This window comes from Ruminococcus sp. HUN007 (assembly GCF_000712055.1).
Lineage (GTDB): Bacteria > Bacillota > Clostridia > Oscillospirales > Ruminococcaceae > HUN007.
This window is the reverse complement of record NZ_JOOA01000002.1, coordinates 856,124-873,870: the sequence shown is the minus strand read 5'-3', so window position 1 is coordinate 873,870 and position 17,747 is coordinate 856,124. Positions and strand designations below refer to the sequence as shown.

The 17,747-nt window shown below is 43.5% G+C and carries 18 protein-coding genes and 2 pseudogenes; 15 read left to right on the top strand and 5 right to left on the bottom strand.

The genetic code is table 11. The features are described from left to right. Positions 1-273: 273 nt before the first annotated feature. From CC97_RS07980 to csrA, 8 genes are all read left to right on the top strand, one after another. The gene (locus CC97_RS07980) at positions 274-594 is read left to right on the top strand and encodes a flagellar biosynthesis anti-sigma factor FlgM (protein ID WP_044974538.1); all 321 of its coding nucleotides are present in this window, start codon (positions 274-276) and stop codon (positions 592-594) included. Positions 595-688: 94 nt separating this feature from the next. Continuing rightward, a complete protein-coding gene (locus CC97_RS07975) occupies positions 689-1,159 on the top strand; it encodes a hypothetical protein (RefSeq protein ID WP_044974537.1) in 471 nt (156 codons plus the stop codon). Positions 1,160-1,174: 15 nt separating this feature from the next. After that, positions 1,175-2,728 (top strand): flagellar hook-associated protein FlgK, encoded by a 1,554-nt coding sequence (gene flgK, locus CC97_RS07970; RefSeq protein WP_044974536.1) that lies wholly within the window; start codon positions 1,175-1,177, stop codon positions 2,726-2,728. A 22-nt stretch (positions 2,729-2,750) separates the two neighbouring features. After that, positions 2,751-3,278, top strand: a complete 528-nt coding sequence (locus CC97_RS07965) for a hypothetical protein (RefSeq protein ID WP_044974535.1) — start codon at positions 2,751-2,753, stop codon at positions 3,276-3,278. A 19-nt stretch (positions 3,279-3,297) separates the two neighbouring features. After that, a complete protein-coding gene (locus CC97_RS07960; RefSeq protein WP_044974534.1) occupies positions 3,298-4,200 on the top strand; it encodes a hypothetical protein in 903 nt (300 codons plus the stop codon). A 116-nt stretch (positions 4,201-4,316) separates the two neighbouring features. Beyond that, positions 4,317-4,910: a hypothetical protein gene (locus CC97_RS07955; protein WP_044974533.1), complete on the top strand. Its 594-nt coding sequence runs from the start codon at positions 4,317-4,319 to the stop codon at positions 4,908-4,910. 148 nt (positions 4,911-5,058) lie between these two features. Then, entirely contained in the window at positions 5,059-5,487 is a 429-nt protein-coding gene (fliW, locus tag CC97_RS07950) for a flagellar assembly protein FliW (RefSeq protein ID WP_044974532.1), read from the top strand. A 2-nt stretch (positions 5,488-5,489) separates the two neighbouring features. After that, positions 5,490-5,717 carry a carbon storage regulator CsrA gene (gene csrA, locus CC97_RS07945; RefSeq protein WP_044974531.1) on the top strand — a complete coding sequence of 76 codons (228 nt, stop codon included), beginning with the start codon at positions 5,490-5,492 and terminating at the stop codon, positions 5,715-5,717. A 6-nt stretch (positions 5,718-5,723) separates the two neighbouring features. On the opposite strand, the gene CC97_RS07940 is transcribed toward csrA, so the two are convergent. Continuing rightward, positions 5,724-6,386 (bottom strand): hypothetical protein, encoded by a 663-nt coding sequence (locus CC97_RS07940; protein ID WP_044974530.1) that lies wholly within the window; start codon positions 6,384-6,386, stop codon positions 5,724-5,726. A 114-nt stretch (positions 6,387-6,500) separates the two neighbouring features. Between CC97_RS07940 and CC97_RS07935 the strand changes: the two genes are divergently transcribed. The 7 genes and pseudogenes from CC97_RS07935 (at position 6,501) to CC97_RS07905 (ending at position 14,054) form a co-directional block, all read left to right on the top strand. Next, entirely contained in the window at positions 6,501-6,995 is a 495-nt protein-coding gene (locus CC97_RS07935) for a hypothetical protein (protein ID WP_044974529.1), read from the top strand. A 210-nt stretch (positions 6,996-7,205) separates the two neighbouring features. Further along, positions 7,206-9,587 carry a flagellar filament capping protein FliD gene (fliD, locus tag CC97_RS07930; protein WP_044974528.1) on the top strand — a complete coding sequence of 794 codons (2,382 nt, stop codon included), beginning with the start codon at positions 7,206-7,208 and terminating at the stop codon, positions 9,585-9,587. A gap of 84 nt (positions 9,588-9,671) precedes the next feature. Beyond that, positions 9,672-10,052 carry a flagellar export chaperone FliS gene (fliS, locus tag CC97_RS07925; RefSeq protein WP_044974527.1) on the top strand — a complete coding sequence of 127 codons (381 nt, stop codon included), beginning with the start codon at positions 9,672-9,674 and terminating at the stop codon, positions 10,050-10,052. Between the two features lie 143 nt (positions 10,053-10,195). Beyond that, entirely contained in the window at positions 10,196-10,966 is a 771-nt protein-coding gene (locus CC97_RS07920; protein ID WP_044974526.1) for a hypothetical protein, read from the top strand. Then, positions 10,932-11,574 (top strand): annotated as a pseudogene (gene nth / locus CC97_RS07915) (endonuclease III). The gene CC97_RS07920 and the pseudogene nth overlap by 35 nt, the downstream one beginning before the upstream one ends. 60 nt (positions 11,575-11,634) lie before the next feature. After that, positions 11,635-13,122, top strand: a complete 1,488-nt coding sequence (locus CC97_RS18750) for an SH3 domain-containing protein (RefSeq protein WP_049962769.1) — start codon at positions 11,635-11,637, stop codon at positions 13,120-13,122. Between the two features lie 92 nt (positions 13,123-13,214). Continuing rightward, positions 13,215-14,054, top strand: a complete 840-nt coding sequence (locus tag CC97_RS07905; protein ID WP_197021843.1) for a glycoside hydrolase family 25 protein — start codon at positions 13,215-13,217, stop codon at positions 14,052-14,054. A gap of 92 nt (positions 14,055-14,146) precedes the next feature. Here the strand turns inward: CC97_RS07905 and CC97_RS19575 are convergent. The 4 genes and pseudogenes from CC97_RS19575 to CC97_RS07885 form a co-directional block, all read right to left on the bottom strand. Then, a pseudogene (locus tag CC97_RS19575) lies at positions 14,147-14,455 on the bottom strand (HAD hydrolase family protein); the annotation flags it as partial. A 10-nt stretch (positions 14,456-14,465) separates the two neighbouring features. Then, positions 14,466-14,804: a hypothetical protein gene (locus CC97_RS07895; RefSeq protein ID WP_044974524.1), complete on the bottom strand. Its 339-nt coding sequence runs from the start codon at positions 14,802-14,804 to the stop codon at positions 14,466-14,468. Further along, positions 14,770-14,985: an HAD hydrolase family protein gene (locus CC97_RS07890; protein ID WP_044974523.1), complete on the bottom strand. Its 216-nt coding sequence runs from the start codon at positions 14,983-14,985 to the stop codon at positions 14,770-14,772. Before CC97_RS07890 ends, CC97_RS07895 begins: the two co-directional genes overlap by 35 nt. After that, positions 14,982-17,642 (bottom strand): glycoside hydrolase family 9 protein, encoded by a 2,661-nt coding sequence (locus tag CC97_RS07885; RefSeq protein ID WP_049962767.1) that lies wholly within the window; start codon positions 17,640-17,642, stop codon positions 14,982-14,984. The genes CC97_RS07890 and CC97_RS07885 overlap by 4 nt, the downstream gene beginning before the upstream one ends. Positions 17,643-17,747 lie beyond the last annotated feature (105 nt).

Genomic DNA, 17,747 nt, shown 5'->3' with positions numbered 1-17,747 from the left:
AGCTGATTTTTTAACTTCTCAGTGCTTTATCTGTCAGACTGTAATACGGACCACATTCATCAAACGGAATGTGGTCCTTTTTTATGGAAACTCGGGTTATTAGCCTGAAAGTACGGCCCGGATTCCGGTTTTATCATCGCTTCTGCGGATATGTGAAAATATTTTTCTAAATTCTTTTTTGTCTATTTAAAAATCATACAAACTTCCGAATAATATATTGTAGGGATTATTCTGCGACGATTTATATTCAAACTACAGAAAGGAGTTGTGCTTATGAATTTCAACGTGGGCAACATTTCCGGCGGATTCATGAAAACCGAAAAGGTCGGCAGCGCTGCTGGTATCAAGGCTTACACAAATATAATGACTTCATCAGGCAGACCGGCTGCACCTCAGCGTGACAAGGTTTCGATCAGCCCTGAAGCATCATCATACTGTGAACTTGATAAAACAACAAAGTCGATCTCTTCTGAAGTAAGCGGTCCTGCTTCACAGGAAAAGATCAGTTCTCTTAAGGCACAGATCCAGTCAGGCACTTATAGTGTATCAGCTGGCAGTGTAGCTGATGCTATTCTTGACAGAATGGCATTTTAAGAGGGTAACGAAAATACAGGGGAAAAGAAATGTAAGCCAGACGGGGGTCGGCTTACAGCTTTGAGAAAAAATCTGAAACCGGAGATGAATACGGATGAATAATTACGATGAGTTCTATGATTTTATGGAACAATATACTGACTTTTACGCCGAAGTATCAGAAAATGAAAAACTGAAAATGGATGCTCTTGCGTCTGAAGATCTGGAACTTATCAATAAGGTTCTCGCCGATTATCAGGTTTTTGTTTCAAAAGCAGAGAATTATGAAAAGAGAAGAGAAGAGCTATTTAAGAAAATAGGACTCGATGGAAAAACCTTCAGGGAGATCGTCGATGCAGAGAGCGGCGATCGACGTGAAGAACTTGAGGACCTGTTCTGTGATTTCAGGGACGCTGTTATCGCTGCGCGCGACTATAATAGCAGATCGCTTGACATCGTGAAGAAAAACCTGAAGGAAATGGGCATGCAGGACTATGATATAAACGATCCGGCTTGTTACGATAAGAGCGGAAATGTTTCTGAAAAGTTTCATACCATGCAGAACATTCTTGACAGACAGGCCTGAAGCGGAGGGATTATTATGAGTGTCAGACCGACATTTATGGGGTTCGAGGCATCGAAGACAGCGATTTTCGCAAGCCAGAAAGCGCTTGATATAGTCGGACAGAACCTTGCGAATATGTCAACAGAGGGGTATACGAGGCAGCGTACTGATCAGGTTTCTGTGGCTAACTATGCATACAGAAGCAGGGTCGGTGACACGTCTTACAATCATATCGGCATGGGTACGAACGTAGAGGGTATTTCCCAGACCCGTGACGAGAGAATGGATACAGCATTCAGAAATTCATATTCCGATACTTCTTACTACAGTAAGAGCAACGATATGTTTTCCGAACTGGAAACTATCATATCTGAAATTGATATCGGTACGGACGGTGACGGCTACGGACTCAGCTGGGGTCTGAAGACCATGTACACATCACTTGAAGCTTTGTCCAATAACTCGAATGTCAGTGCCAATTCAGTACTGTTTGCTGATGCTGTTAAGAATATGACATCACTTCTTAACAGGACTTCACAGGAACTTGAAGAAGCGAATAATTCATACAAGGATCAGCTTCAGACTGAGGTGAAGGATGCCAACCTTATCATGGAGGACATCGCTACACTTAACAAGCAGATTAAGGATGTAATGGCTGGAGCAGGTTATACTGAACAGTATGGTCCGAACGAACTTATCGATAAGAGAAATATGCTCCTTGATGAACTTTCTACGTTCGGTAAGGTTGAAGTAAAGAATCAGACTGACGGTACAGTAGATGTAAAACTTAATAATCATCTTTGTATCAAAGGCAAGGAAACTGACAGGATAGTTTTCCAGGAGAACAGGGACAATACTGTTTCACTTCTCTGGAAGAGTAATGGTCAGGGTATGGATAAACAGAACGGTATACTGAAGGCGTCTGCAGAGATTATCAATGGCAGGGGTCTCAATTCTGAAGGTATATCCGGTTCTGATGTGCGCGGTTTCAAGTACTATCAGGATCAGCTCGATTCATTTGCTGTTCAGCTTGCTGAGATACTTAACAATACCGTTCCGGATCCTGAATATAAGCCGGATAGCAAGGAACATCCTTATCCTTACAAGAAGCTTGTAGGTGACAGTGAGATTGATGAAAATGGTAATGAGAAAGTTTATGTAAACCGAAAGGTCAATGCGGCTAACATAACAATTTCCGATGAATTTCTGAGTGATCCGTCATACATACTTCCTGACAAGGACAGTACAGATAATGCGTATTTCCTCGATATGATAGGTAAACTTATGGAAGGCAAGCACACCTTCACAAACGGCGTTGAAAAATATGAAGGTACGCTTCAGGGCTTTATAGTTGACTATTCAGCTAAAATAGGTTCAGATGTAAGTTTTACAAAATCAAAATATGAGGCATGCGAGAAGTATTCCAACGAACTTCAGGACAACCGTGAAAATATCACAGGTGTCAGCGAAAGTGAGGAAACTGTTGCTATGCTTACACATAACAGAGCATTCCAGGCTGCAGCCAAGATGATGACTACAATGGATGAACTTCTTGATGTTATCATAAATCAGATTGGTGCTCTTGGATAGGGATGAACGGGGGTGAGACATCATGGCAGTAAGAATAACGAGCGGCACGACCAACAGAACTTATCTTAAAAACCTCAACGGTTCGCAGCATGCGATGAACAAGGCAATGGAACGTGTTGAATCCGGAAGGGATTTTCAGAGGGTATCTGATAATGTCACTCAGGCTACAAGAGCTATAAATGTTAGATCCAGAATATACAGAAATGAACAGATGACAAACAATGTGAATACTGCCGCTGAGCAGCTCAACATGGCTGAAACTGCTCTTAAGCAGATGAACGACATCTGTTCAAACGTTCAGTCCGAAATGTTCAAAGCATTGAACACACCTACACTTCAGGCTAGTAAGGAAACATTCAGTGCATTCCTCGACGGAGCTAAAGACGAATTCATGCGTCTTGCGAATACCAAGTACAATGACAAATACGTTCTCGGCGGATTAGGTATCGATGTTGCACCGTTTAAGGCAAACGTTGATGGTAAGATGGAGTTCAACGGTAGTGCCATTGAAAAAATGGTCGATAAAAAACCAATGGTTAGGGATAAGTAAAAATGCTTCGAATACTAGTTTGGATTACGAATGCGAATACGGATATGATGCTGAAAAAGTAGGTTTTGACGAAGTTCTTAATCTTTTTAATATGAATGAAAAACAGTTTCTTGATCAATTTGGCAGTGGAAATGACGATGTCGATAACTGGCGTAACGGCATATTCTGGATCACCGATTGCAGTCATAAAGGCTTTAAGGGAACGTTGCAAGACAGTACTTCGGTAGAAGGCGGAGATAAGCTGAAACCTGTTAATCCAGCTGTAATACAAAATATGCCGACAAGCACTCAGATTCAGAACGATCCGGAGAATTATTATTATGAAGATAATCCTGTAAAATATTCTGGCGATAGTTATGTAGATATAGGACTTGATATATCAGTGGCTGGAAACGGTAAAGTGGCTCCTAAAACTGCATTTAAAACTACAGTAGATGGTATTGCAGCTATGGGCTATGGCTCTACAACTATTCCATATGATGAAATAAAAGGATTACAGGCTAAAGCTGGTGCCACTGGAACCAATAACGGACAGGATCGTGAGAATGTGTCTAACAATCTTTATGACATGATGACTCAGATGCAGGATGCGATCAATAGCATTAAAGAAGATGAAAATGGTAATTCTAATATTGCTGATGTTATTGATAAGATCAGTGCAGTTATGGTTAATTTTCAGAAGCAGACTGATAAGGTTATCGCAGCAGAATCTGAGCTCGGCGTAAGGTCGAAGTTCCTCGAAACCAACCTCGACAGACTAGAACAGGAGAATACTTCACTCAAGAAAATGCAGAAGGATATCGAAGGCGTCGATGATGCAACTGAAATAACCAATTTCCTTGGTTATCAGAACGCCTGGAACTTGGTGCTTCAGTTCGGAAAGAATATCGTTCCGAAGTCACTTATGGATTATGTCAACTGATAATACCTGACGGTTTTATCATATAAAATGTAGTATGTCAAAATAAGAACAAGTGAATAGAAGTTTGTATATTAACAAGGAAAGTTTGATTATTCATTATTCAGGGAGGGATTTGAATGCAGCTTCTGAAAATAACTACAGTTCCGATTAAGTTTAAAGAACAGGAGAATATCACGGCTGATAATAATCCGGACTTTTCTCCTGAAAATGCTGAAGTTAATTCAGCGAATGTAAGAATTCCGGTTAAAAATACACATTCTTCAAAAAACAATCCGGAGATGTACGACGGTAATGTGGTCGGCAATAAAGCTGCCGGCGGCGTTCAGCAGAAATTCATAAACCGGCAGCCTGACAGTATGATGCACGAAAGTGCTTCGGAAACTGAAGGCAGTGAGTACAGTGTGAATTACTGCTACGGAAAGAAAAACGTCAGACCTGAGCCGAAACCGAACTGCGCGGAATATATGCGTCAGAACATACAGTCGGCAGCCACTATAGATTCGGCAATGGACAGCCTTGATTCTGTAGTGCCGGACAAATCGTGGGAGCCGGAGCCGAAAGAAGCTCCGAAGGCGGTAAAGATTCATGCACCGAAGCCGCAGCCTCGAAAGATAGTTGAAGAATATGCACATGTGGAATTTGAATATCTTGGCGGTTTCAATTACGTGCCAAAGAGTTCCGCGCCTGATTATGAAGAACCGGAAGAATAGGAACATAACAGGGAATGTGCTTAAACGGCATATTCCCTGTTTTTTTAACCGTACATGCACTGACAAAGTGCTTAAGTACAGCACATAAACTACAGAATACTGTCTCCTGCTGCACGACCGGCAGGAAGCAATGAATGCGGAGGTAATTATGAAAGTAAACACTAGAACTTTTGGTGAGATCGAGATCTCAGAGAACGACATTATCACATTTGAACAGCCGATCTTAGGATTTGAGGAAAACAAAAGATACGTATTCATGATCGATGAATCACTTAACGGCGAATTTATCTGGCTGCAGTGCCTTGATGATACAGATCTCTGCTTTGTACTTGCAAATCCTAAAACACTGAATCAGGAATATGCACCGACATTTGAGGAAGATATCACAAAGGTGATCGGCAAGGGAACATATGAAATGTGGCTTGTAATGGTAGTTGCAGACAACTTCGGTGAATCCACTGTTAATCTCAAGAGTCCTATCGTTGTGAATCTCGAGGAGAGAAGGGCTGCTCAGTTCTTAGCTGAAGAGGACTACACTATCCGATATAAGCTTTTTGAAAATGTTAAGGAGGACTAACAATGCTTATACTGTCAAGAAAAGTGGGGGAAACAGTTTATTTAAATGAAGATATAGAGATCAAGATCGTTGAAGTCAGCGGGGATAAGGTACGACTCGGTATTGAAGCACCTAAGGATGTTAAGGTGCTGAGAAGCGAACTGCGTCAGACCATGGAGAGCAATAAAAAAGCATCAGACGCTGTTGCGCCTGACGCATTTAAGAATATGCTTGGTCAGATCAAAAAATAACACTGATCAGTCACTGTACAGGGTCTGCTCGTCAACAAGTTCTATGTTGCCGAGCAGAGCCATATTTGCATTGCGTATGAATGCTCTCAGTTCAGATTCACATCGTTTATTGATTTTTCCGATTTTATATTTGTATTTGGTATGATTTCCAAACATGAGCCCTTTTTCTCCTGTATGGAGATGAATCTCCGTAGGCTTAGAAAATATAGGATCGGAAATTTTTATTGTGATCCTGTCAGCAAATTCACTGACGATCTCCGGACACTCTATTGCGGCACCGTTCATGGATATCGCTTTTATACAGCATTCTTCCCATCTGTAGGTAAGTCTGTTTGCGAAAAAAGTGTGTCTGAAGGCAGGAACATAAACCTGGGCTTCAAACGGTATGTGAGCGGCAAGTACTTTTTCAGCACCCATAATAAAAGCGCATTTAAGTGAGATGACCCGGAGAAGTTTCGGAGAAGAAAGATAAACCTCACCGGTAAACACGTGTGTCGTAACTCCGTTTTCAGTACAGACTACGGTGACTTTTGAATTGATCTGAAGAATAGGCACAAACTGAGCTGTAAAGTCTAAGTGCTGATCTTCAGCCGAGTACGAAGCAAAACCGTATTCCAGTATTTCACCGTTTATAAGCTTGAGTATCGCTTTGCATTTTACAGGAAACACTGATTACACCCCCAAATAATCGTATTATTCTATTATTATACCATAAAATCTGATGAATTGGAATATACCGTGAACGAAAAAATTCGTATTTTTATTCAGACAAGGGAGAAAAATATGGAAAACAATGAACGAACAGCACAGATCTGCAGCTGCTTTGATGAGATCGTGGAAGTGCTGCTTGAAATGGAAAAGGAAATAGGTGAACTTTATGTTTGTTCACCTGATGATGTTGACATTTCAGTGGAAAGAATTAACAGATACCGTGAGATTACCGACGAACTATTTGCCGGGATAGATTCGCTGTGTGCCGAAGATGAGACCGGCGAACTGAAAAAAGCGACAGAACCGCTCACTGACAGAAAAGACGTGGCCGAAGAATATGCCGTAGTATTTGAGAAAAGGCAGGAAGTAAACGCTGTTGCCTACAGGATAAGTGCGGCCATACCGATGGTTCAGGACAGACTGAAGAAGTCCATGGACAGAGTTCTCGAAGAGATCAGAGAGAACAATTCCGGACAGAGTGCCAAGGCAGCAAGATTTTACAGCGCGGTAAATGAGACTCAGGGACAGGGGGACAGAGTCTTTACACAAAAAAGCAGAATTATATGAAAATTTCTTAAAAACTCTTTAAAAAAATGTAAAAATGCCGAATAATATAATAAGCAGATTAATCTAATACAAGCACCAGAACACTGGTAATACATCAGTTCCGTTAAATCCGGATATACCGGAAGCGGAGTTTACAGGCAGATCCCTATATTCCTGTGCTGATGTCTTTAATCAGTGATTTCTTAAATTTTATGATCAGGGGGGATACATATGCAGGTAAGTTCAAGTTCAGAAAATACGTACACGAATGCATCCTACAGCAATAAGGGTATTTCAGGCATGAACTCAGGACTCGACACTGAAAGTCTTGTCAAGTCAATGATGAGCGACATGCAGACAAAAATAGACAAGCAGGAACAGCAGCAGAAAGTTCTTGAAATGAAGCAGGATCAGTATCGTGAGGTTATTGACAAGATCAATGATTTCAGGGGTAAATACTTTTCAGTTACCGGTGAGAAAACTCTCGCTCTTACATCAAGCTTCAAGAGTACAACTACTGAAAGTACATCTTCTGCAGTAAAGGCTGTTTCAACAGCGGATGCAGTTGAGGGAAGCTTCGATGTTGAAGTAATAAAACTTGCTTCTGAAGCAAAGTTTACAAGCAGCGTAAGTGCCAGCCAGGGCATGAATGTAAAAGCCGGCGGTGAACTTATGTCCGCTTCAGCTGCTAAAATGACGATCAGTGTCGGGGGTACAGACATTGAAGTCGATGTAAGCGGTGCAGCTTCAGCAAGTGATATGGCTGACAAGATCAACAAGGGCATAACAACATACAACAGACAGAATTCATCATCTGCTGTTGATGTATCAGTTTCAGTCGGTTCAGACGGAAAACTTAAGTTCTCCGGAACAGGCGCCTCAACAGATATCTCAGTAAACGGCAGCAGTGCGACGGTCAAAAATGCTTCTGTTACTTCAGGTAAATTTGACAAGTCAAAGCTTTCCGCAGATGCGAAGGACTATACATTCAAATTAAACGGTAAAGATGTTACTGTTAATCTCAGCAAAAATGATTCTGATGAGGATATTCTTTCGAAGATCAATGCTCAGGTTTCAGGAAAAGGAATAACAGTATCGTATGACGGCACCGGCGATGACAAAAAGCTCAAGTTTACAGGTAATTCTGATGTTGAAAAGATCACCATTGAAGCTGCATCAGACTCAAATGATCTGAAGGCACTCGGATTCAGCGGCAAGCAGGAAGCTTCAAGAACATCTGAAGTTTCAGCTGATGTACCGGCGATCGAATCAAAGGGTAAGCTGAATATAACATTTAACGGTGTATCAAAGGATATCTCACTGACATCAACAGATACAGCCGACAGCTTCAGTGAAAAGCTTTTCCAGGCCTTTGGCTCAGGTATCCATTTTGATGCAGACAGCGGCGAGATCACAGCCGGCACAGGAAAGAACATCAAGATAAAGGGTGACGAAAGTTCTCTTGAGTTCATCGGAATGGATTCAAAGGGTGCTACAAACCAGCTTGACACCTCAATGACGCTTAAAGATCTTTACGGATATAATGATTCTGACAAGATCGAGTTCAGTATAAACGGAACAGATTTTTCATTTACAGGCGATACAAAGCTTTCCGACATGATGACGGAAGTAAACGAGAGCCGTGCCGGTGTTACGATCACATACAACTCGCTGAATGACAAGTTCAGTATAAAGGGCCAGGAAACAGGTTCCGGTTCAGTGATCGAAGCAAGCGACAGTGATGAAAACGGCATTCTTAAGAAAATGTTCGGAACATCATCTATCAGCAAGCAGGGAACCGATGCTCACGCAGTCATTGACGGTGAAGATGTTTTCTACTCAGGCAATGAGCTTAAGTACAACGGCATCAATCTCACACTGAAGAATGTTACAAACGGTCCGGTAAACATCGAGACCACAAACGATAATGACAAGGTGCTTGATAACATAGTTTCATTCGTTGAAGACTACAACGCTCTTATCAAGGATCTCAATGACAGGACCCACGAAAAGGCTGAATACAAGCAGTACATGCCTCTTACTGATGCACAGAAGGACGAGATGACTGAAAGTGAGATCAAGAAGTGGGAGGAAAAGACCAACAAGGGCCTTTTAAGCGGTGACAATGATATTTCAAGTTTCCTCAATGAAATGCGTACAGTTCTCTATACTAAGGTAGGAGACAAGAAGCTTCTTTCCGAGATAGGAATAGAATCAAGCAGTGACTGGAAAGACTACGGCAAGCTTACGATCAACAAGGACAAGCTCAAGGATGCTATCCAGAACGATGCCAAGGGCGTTGCTGATATATTCACAGGCTCAAACGGCATAGCTTCAAGACTTGACAGCGCATGCAAGAAGGCAGCCAATACTTCTTCCGGTTCGCCTGGTTCACTTGTATCACTTGCCGGACTCAAGGGCAAGGCTACTGAAAAGAACAATACTATAAGCAAGCGCATCGATACTATCAAGGAAACTATCAAAAAGCTCAAGGAACAGTATGACTCCAGAAAGGAAAGACTGTGGAAACAGTTCAACTCAATGGAATCGGCTCTGGGAAATATGAATTCAACAGCTAATTACTTCGCATCAATGATAGGCGGAGGATTCTGATAACAACGGTGGTGAATGCCGGATGATCAGTCCGGCGTTCACTGTAACAACACTATTTAATTAACCTGAAAGGAGAAGTCTTCTATGGCTGCTTCAAACCCATATAACAACTACAAAGAACAGGCAATAATGACCATGACACCGGGAGAACTTATCATCGTTCTTTATGAGGAATGCATCAAGATGCTCAATCACGCAGTCTTCTACATTGAAGAAAAGAATGATCCTGATGAAGCCGACAAGGCTATCAGGAAAGCGCAGAGAATAATCCACTACCTTGACGGCATTCTTGATTACAAGTACGAGATATCAGGAAATCTTCACATGCTTTACGATTACTTCATCAGAACACTTGTTCAGGCAAATATCCGCAAGCGTGTTGAGGTTTTCAAACCGATAATCCCGATGCTTACAGAACTGAAGGATTCATTCCAGCAGGCTGAAAAGAAAGTGCACATGAAATAATTTCCTTGTTTGCGCCCTGACCGCTATAGGTCGGGGCGCTTTGTACAGTATACGTAAATACGCCGTTTACAGCCGAAACTTGCATATATTAAGTTTTTGTGGTAAAATAAGTAGGTATACATAAATCAGGAAGGATAATTGAAGTGCATAATACACGGAATCTTCTGCTTGGAAGAGATGCGGACATTACTGTTGACAAGCAGCAGGGATCAAGAAACGTCGGACGCAAGAGCATGAGCTATCTTGTAAAAATGGGTTTCTTCACTGCTGAAAAGGATCTGCCGAAGCAGGAAAGGCACATGATCTATATAATGGGCGCTGAGGATGTTTCAGACGAATTCAGGGGAAAGATCCTCGCTACTATAAAACGTCCTTCAAGTGAGCGTCTCCTTTTCGTTGCCGCTCCTGAGGGCAAACTCTACTGTGAACAGCAGATCAGTGAATGTCTCGGCTTTTATGAAAGACAGCATAAGTCTGATTTTGAGTTCTACATGACCATAGTCTGCGGTATGATCCTTGTCAAGGACTACGGAGACACAATAAGATTCCTTCTGGCTGAAGACCGGAAAACAAAAAAGATAAGCTTTATCAAGGATGTTATCAGCTACGGTGAATCAGAAAAGCAGGCTTCTGTCCGTGTGGTGAACCATTACACCGGCATAAAACCGGACACAGATGATTTCCGGACCGAATATATGCTGGGATCCGGAGAAGGAAAAAAGCAGAAGACCATAATGTATTTCGGAACATATACTGAAAAGAAACTCAGAATTCCGGAGGACTGCAGTTTCCGTACAGTAAACCTTGAGTTTGACAAAGCTATCAGGAGTCTTGACGATCCGCAGGAGAGGATCCTGCTGATGGAGGCAAAAGAACATTATGACAAAAAAAGAAAAGGCCGTTCTGGTATGTGAACGTCTTAAGGAGAAATATCCTGAAGCTGTCTGTTCACTTGTCTATGACAAACCATACGAACTGCTTATTGCCACGAGGCTTTCGGCACAGTGTACCGATGCCCGCGTAAATATAGTTACCAGAGACCTGTTTGCCAGGTATCCCACACTGCAGAGTTTTGCGGATGCTTCACTTGAAGATCTCGAAGAAATTGTGAAACCATGCGGATTTTACCGCGGCAAAGCGAAAAGTATAAAGGAAATGTCTGCTATGATCATTTCCGTGTACGGAGGCGAGGTCCCTGATACCATCGAAAAGCTTACATCTCTTCCGGGTGTAGGAAGAAAAACCGCCAATCTTATTCTCGGTGACGTGTACGGTAAACCTGCGGTCGTTACTGACACTCACTGTATCAGAATAACAGGAAGACTGGGACTTACAGACAATACTGAGCCTTATAAAGTTGAGAAAGATCTGAAAAAGATCGTTCCTCCTGCTGAAGGTTCAGATCTCTGTCATCGTCTTGTTTTTTTTCGGACGTGAGATCTGCAAAGCCAGAAAACCGCTTTGCAGTCAGTGCTGCCTTTCAGATATCTGCAGATACTTCAGCAGTGCCGGAAAGCAGTAACAGACGTCCCGGAGCCATCCGCGGATACCGCCGGATGACCGTCAGATCGGAGGATAGTAAATGAAAAGAAAATGTATGAGTCTGCTTCTGGCACTGACACTTGCAGGTTCAGATCTTTTTTCTGAAGTTTATTCAGTAAACGATAAATGCGGCATAGTCTGTTCTGCTTCATCATATCAGATCAGCGAGAACGGACTTGCTCTTATTAAAAGCTTTGAAGGATTTTCAAAATATGCCCAGTGGGATTATCACCAGTGGTCGATAGGATATGGCACAGGGGTAGACAAGGATGCGTATCCGGATGGAATAACTGAGGCTGAAGCAGACAGACTGCTTCGTGAGGTAGTTGTCGTTTATGAAAAATTTGTCCGTAATTTTCTTGACAAGTACGGGATATCAGTTACTCAGAACCAGTATGATGCTCTGGTAAGTTTTACTTACAACATGGGTAACGTCTGGAACAACACATCTGAAGTTACTATAAGAACATATCTTGTAAACGGTATTGAGAATTATACACCGGAGCAGATAACCGATGCCTTCAAACTCTGGTGCAAGGCCGGAGGACAGGTACTTCCCGGACTGGTGCGCAGGCGTGAGACCGAAGCCGCACTTTTCCTTTCCGGAGTTGATTATTCTGCGAACGAAACAGGTGAAAAGTGGCGCGTAACATCTTCGACCGGCATACGTCTGAGAAGCAGCGCCGACACCAGTGCCGAAATAATAAATGTTATCCCTTACAATCATGCGATAACCGTTGACGAAAAAAAGGAGAGCGGCGGGTTCCTGTGGGGCAGGACCAGCTACGGCGGAACGGATGGATGGTGTGTTCTTGACTATGCGGAACACATAAGAGGAGAAGTGGAAACTGTTGTTGAGCCGGATGAAGAAAAATTCGATCAGTACAGTATTACTTCGACCACAGGGGTAAGGCTCCGTTACAATCACGGAACTGACTTTGACATACTTGATGTTGTTCCGTATGAAGCGGTAATAACCGTATATGAAACATTTCAGGACAGTGATTATCTCTGGGGAAGGACCGAGTATAACGGCAAGCCAGGCTGGTGCGTACTCAATTATGCAAGAAAGCTTGGTACGGATGAACCGCCGGTCGATCTTGTTCTGAGAGCAATGCCACAGAAACTTGACTATCTTGCCGGTGAGATATTTGAAAATGCCGGTATGGTCGTTGCGGCCTGCTACAGCGACGGACGCGAGGAAATAGTTGAGGATTACGGCTGTGAAGGAAACACGATGGTACCGGGAGACAGTATTATAACTGTTGATTACAAAGGCGCATCATGCGGACTGATCGTCAGGGTAAAGGCACGCCGGGGAGACATCAACCGTAACGGTACTTTTGATCCGGAGGATAATTACTGCCTGAAGCAGCATATTCTCGGTGCTTCTGAAAATGATATCACCGAATCCGGCGATATTAACGGTGACGGTATAATAAACATTTTTGACACGATACACATCAAGCACGATATGCTTGCAAAACAGGAAGAAGCAGAACAGGTCTTTGAAGATCTGACAGACTGATATACAGGGATAAACGGGGAATAATCAGGGGAAAGCAAAATCAATATTCATTCAGGAGACTTTTTCATAAGACTATGATAAGAAATGAAAATATGAGAAAAAAAACAGGTATAGGAAACACCCTTATTATTATTGCTGTTATCGCCGCCGCAGCAGCGGTTCTGCTTATTGTTCTGATCGTATTTATGCTTTCAGGCAGAAACAAGGAAATGCCTGATCCGGGACCCTTTACAGTTCCGAACATAAACGTGACTTTCAGCAAGCTTGACAGGACGAAGTTTTACAGGGAAAACGGCTTTATAAACTACAGTGACAGCGAAAAGACTGTGAAAAAAGGCGTTGATGTATCCTACGCCCAGAAGGAAATAAACTGGCCGAAAGTTAAAGCTGCCGGAATTGATTACGCAATGGTCAGGGCCGGTTTCAGAGGATATGAGAGCGGAAAACTCAACGTTGATGATTATTACCACAGAAATATGAAAGGCGCTCAGGACGCCGGACTTGAAACAGGTGTTTACTTCTTCTCCCAGGCTACTTCAAAGGAGGAGGCTGAAGAGGAAGCACGTTTTGTGCTCGGCCTTATCAAGGACTACAATATTACCTGTCCGGTGGCGTACGACTGGGAACCTGTGACCCATGACACAGCGAGAACGGATTCCCTTGCCGGCGATGAACTCTGCGAATGCGCACTCGCATTCTGCCGTACAATTGAGGAAAACGGCTATAAACCGATAATCTACGCCTCACTTAATCTTCTGCGTGACCAGTTTAATATGTACGATCTTGAGCAGATCTCCGGATATGATCTCTGGCTTGCGGAATACAAGGAGCATCCGGAGTTTCCGTATGAGTTCAGCATGTGGCAGTATACCGATGAAGGAAAGGTTGACGGAATTATAAACTATGCTGATCTTAACCTGTTCATAGAATAAACTGTTCATGAAAAAATCAGCGCTTCCATAATAAAAAATGATCGTTGTCTCATTCCGGTGAGATAACGATCATTTTTGTTATTGGATTTTTATCAGAGAAACATTTTTTCGATAAACTTTGCTGCACCGTCTGAGTCGTTGTCCGAGTCAGTTGTGAAGCGGCAGAGTTTTTTTAAGTTTTCGTCTGCGTTTGCCATTGCTGTGCTTATACCGACTGTCCCAAGTATGCTGAGATCATTTTCAGTGTCGCCGAGTGCGGCGATCTCTGAAAGGAGTATGCCGGTCACTTCAGAAAGAGCGGTTATGCATTTTCCCTTGGTGGCTTTTTTTGATGTTATTTCGATATTGTTTGCACCGCCTGTGACACATACAAGTTCTTCGTCATATTTTTTCAGTATGGAAAGAAGTCTGTCACGGTTTTTTGTATTCGCCGTTTATTTTACGGAAGTTGACGGTGATCTTTTCAACATCCGGCCTGTTTATTGTGTAAAACTCAGTTATACTGTCAGTCAGTATTCTGCTGTTTCTGATATAGGCTTTGACTGCGTCAGAAGCATCCACGTCATTCAGCACACCGAGACAGCGGCTGTCCGTATAGGCGTTTTCAGCTGTGAAAAGATCGGACATAACATCGAGTTCCGGAAACAGGGGAATAAGTTCAGCCATTATGCCGTCCGGAATACATTCTTCCCTAAGCATTTTTCCGGCAGAAAGATCATATAATCCTGCACCGTTTGAAAAAAACTGCATATCTTACACCCTGAGCAAGTATCTCTTTCGGAATGCCTCCGAGATGCCTTCCGGTCACCGGTACGATGAGAATGCCTTTTTCTGATGCTTTTTTCAGAACCTCCAGGGAATACCTGCTCACGGTCTTGTCAGACCGGAGCAGAGTTCCGTCGAGGTCTGTGCATATCATTCTGACGATCATTTTTCAGGTCCGATAGTTTTTATCTTCTTTGAAAGATACTGTCTGAGTGTTGCAAGGTCTGTAAGATTTACAGCAGAGTCAGTAAGTACGTCTGCAGCCTTGAGCTGATCGCCTGTAAGCTTGCGGTCACCGATGAGGTAAAGGCTGAGAAGTGACATGTCTGTTACGTCGACCTTTGTATCGGCGTTGATATCACCGTATACAAGCTTTGTAGTCTTGTCTGTAGGTTCCTTTGTGGCAGGAGTCTTTGTAGCAGGTGTTTTTGTAGTCTCAGATGAAGGAGCTTCCGAAGGATTGATCGGAGGGAATTCCTTCGGTTCTTCACCGTACGGAGTTCCGTAAACGAGTTCATCTTCGAAGTAAACAGGAATTCTGTCTGTCGGACCGAATTCCTCGGACATTTTGAGACCTTCACGGCTGTAGTCGTTTGTGGCATCCCAGTTGCTTTCGTATTCAGCGTCCTGTCCTACGAGAATACCGAACTGCAGAGCTCTTGAACCGTGCCAGAGAGTTCCTGTCCAGTCCATTTCAACGTAGTAAATATTGTCTTTGAGATGTATCGGCTGTGATACCTTTGCACTTTCCTTCATGTCAGTAGTTGACTGAACTTCATCGTAGTATACTTCCGATCTTACATCCTTTATGCTCTGACCCTTGGCCACGAGTTCCGAGATGTCAAAGTAGTAGCGTGCCTTGAGCTTTTCAGTGTAAAGATATCTCGGCGGCTGTGTTGTATCATTGTGTACACGTACAGTTACCTGAGTTCTTTCAACGTTTTCCTGTACAACGTTGCCTTCGATCCAGAAGTCTGTCTTTGCAGGTTCCTTCGGAGGGAAGTTTTCATCAGGCTTCATGTCCTTTGTTCCGTACCACTTGTAAAGTGCGGCAAGATCGCCGACGATACCTGCGTTGTAGTCAACGGCAACTTCGTTGTAAACGTAGTCCTTGGTGATGTCTCTGTGCCAGTCTGTTGAGTCAGGACCGCCGACGAGAGCACCCCAGAGTGTATGTGCCTGATCGATAGGATCATCCATGCTGAATGTTGTTGAGCCGTGAGCTGCACGGTGGTGAGGATGTGAAGCTGCAGTAGGTGAGTAACCTACGATGTACGGACGGTTCATCGGGTTCTTGCCCATGATGTATTCCATCTGTCTTTCGGCCCAGTCGGTGAATCCTGTGTATTCCTCGTCAAACTTTGCAGTTTCCTTTCTGTAAACGGCAGCGCAGAGACCTGCGGCTGTGTTGTAACGGCATGAACCGTATTCGTTTACTACGGAGAACTTGGAAGGTGACATGTTGATATATGTTTTGTCGTTTACATCAACGTCCTTGATGTGCTGGTAGTCCATGTTCCAGATCTCGTCAGCAAGGCCTGCACACTTGAGGTGCGGTTCGCCTGACCAGAATTCGAGGTTCCATCTGAAAATGAACCAGTCACGTTCGTTGTTTGTGATAGGTGCGAGTTTAGCGAAAACACCGCCCCATACTGTATCCCAGCAGTGTACCCAGATATTCTGCCATGTAGAACCTGTAGTCTCCATGATCCTCTTGATATATCCGGTATATTTGTAACCGCCTGTTTCGGTTACTTCTGAAGTATCGACCGAGTTGATGTGATCGATGTATTCCTTTTTGCCTGTACAGATGTTGAGCCATACAGCAGCCCATGCGAGTTCATCGTAGTCGTAGCTTGAAGTGTAGAAGCCGCCGTCGTAACCAAGGCTGAGCACTTCATTGCTGTCTTCTGCTTCCTTGTGGGTCTCGCGTGCGAAGTCGTAGAGAGCGATGGCTTTCTTAAGACTTTCCTCAGCGTATTCAGGTTCTGTGTCCTTGAAGTTGAGGTAGTTGATAGCGAGTGAAGCAGCTGCGCCTGCACACATGTCTGAAGCCGGTGTGTCAACTGTTGCGAAGTATGCCGGTCTTGCGAAGTTAAGGAGCATCTTTGTGTCCTGGAGTTCCGGCGGACACCAGTAGTTGTGGTCGTTGTTACCCTCACCGACCTGGTAGCAGAAAGCAACTACCTTGTCATCTTCATCAAGATATGTACCCTTCATGTAGAAGTCATTGAACTGATGAAGAATGGTTTCGATATGTTCCTGATTTCCTGTATCCTTGTATGCGTCTCTGAATTCGTAGTAACCCCATCCGAGAGTTGATGCAGCATATGTACCAGGAAGACCGAATTTTACATGGTCACCGGCATCGTGCATACCGCCGCCGCAGTCGATAGTTCCGTCTCCGTCAGGATCGAGAATGTCACGGTATTCATCGATGAATTCCTGCGAGAGATTAGTACCGAACTTGGCATCGGCGCCTTCCATATCAACAGGCTGGAGCGGAATAGCATAGTCCTCAACGTGGCACTGACCGCGCCATTCAAGCTGGCGGAGCTTTTCGCCTGTTTTAGGGTTTACATCCTTTCCGCACATTTCAGCGTCATAGAAGTAAAGCACGTACTGGAGTGCCTTGGCGAAGTTTACTTCCACGTCATCGTAGCTGAATGAATCCGGATCAGGGAACACTCTTTCATCGTCCCAGATCTCCGGAGGCGGATCTCCGGCAGTTGCATCCACAAGTGACGGAGCCATAGCACTGCTGACGACAGTGAGGCTCAGAGCACCTGCAAGAAAGCGACCCCAGATTTTTCTGTTCTTCATTGGAAAATCAACCTTTCTGCAATAAGTCTGCATTTAATAAAATAGAAATGTATGGAATGGGTGTGAGGTCACACTCATTATAAATTATACTACAAAGCCAGTGCT